Raw genomic sequence first — 1,233 nt, forward strand, 5'->3', positions numbered from 1 at the left:
GCGCAACCTGGCGCGCGAGGGCGAGGCCTATCTCCGCGCCCGCGGGCACCAGATCACCGCCGGGCGGCTCTATCTCTGTCATTTCCTCGGCATGGAAGGCGCGGCCCAGGTGCTGGCGGCGCCGGGCTCGACGCAACTGAGCGCGGTGCTCGGATCGGCCGTCATCCAGGCCAACCCGTTCCTAACCGGCAAGACGGCCAGCTACGTCATGGACTGGGCGGAACGGAAAATGGGCCAGAAGGTCGCCCGGGTCGCCACCGACGCGGGCCAGCAGACGACGACCACGACCGAGATCCGCCAGACGTCGCCGGAATTCGAAAAGTACAAGCAGGCCCTCACCGCCCTCATTAGCTCGGTTCAGAACACTCTTTGACCGCCCCTCGACCGGTGGGGTCGTTGGTGTTCCCCCTGCCAGGTGCTATTATCGGCGAACTTTTTTGGGCCTTTTGTGAACCAAAACTGTGGCCGGGGTCACAGACGCCCAGAAGCCATTTTTGGCAGAAGCGACTTGTGTCGCGGATGAATTTTAGCATGTGCAGACACCACTAGCGCGCCCCGTTGGGGCGGAGGGCTGACCCATGAAAGCGTTCGCCGTCTTTCTGAGCGGATTTATCCTGTTTGTCCTGGCCTCGCTCGCCGCCCAGGCCGCCGCGCCCGACAGCGTCGCGCCCGACCCCAAACGCGTCGCGCTGGTGATCGGCAACAGCAAATACGTCCATGCCGTCGCCTTGCCCAATCCCGCCAATGACGCACAGCTCATTGCATCGACGCTGCGCAACGCCGGCTTCGAGGTTATCGAAGGCCTGGACCAGGACAATGCGGGCATGCACAGCCTCATCAGCCGGTTCACCGAGCAATCCTACGACGCCGACCTCGCCGTCATCTACTACGCCGGCCACGGCATGCAGGTAGACGGCAAGAATTTCCTCATTCCGGTCGATGCCGAGCTGACGTCGCCGGCCTATCTCAAGACCCGCACCATCCAGATCGACGAGTTCATGTCGGCGCTGCCGCCCGAGCCGGCGGTCGGGGTCATCATCCTCGACGCCTGCCGCGATAATCCGCTGGCAAGGACTCTTGCCGCCGCGCTGCCGAAGAGCCGTTCTCTGGGGGCCGGACTGGCGCCGGTCGAGGCCAAATCGGACGGTGTCGGCACCGGCGGCATCCTGATTGCCTACGCAACCGATCCCGGCGCCATCGCTTTCGATGGCAACGGCGTCAACAGTCCCTATT

At 64.2% G+C, this 1,233-nt stretch carries 1 protein-coding gene and 1 pseudogene; both read left to right on the top strand.

Annotated features, from left to right (window positions below; genetic code table 11):
* Window positions 1-373: pseudogene (locus tag EOA33_RS36190) on the top strand (M23 family peptidase); the annotation flags it as partial.
* Window positions 374-578: 205 nt separating this feature from the next.
* On the top strand, window positions 579-1,233 hold a 655-nt coding region (locus EOA33_RS36195), incomplete at its 3' end, for a caspase domain-containing protein (protein WP_190234504.1).

Source organism: Mesorhizobium sp. M4A.F.Ca.ET.050.02.1.1, assembly GCF_003997725.1.
Classification (GTDB): domain Bacteria; phylum Pseudomonadota; class Alphaproteobacteria; order Rhizobiales; family Rhizobiaceae; genus Mesorhizobium.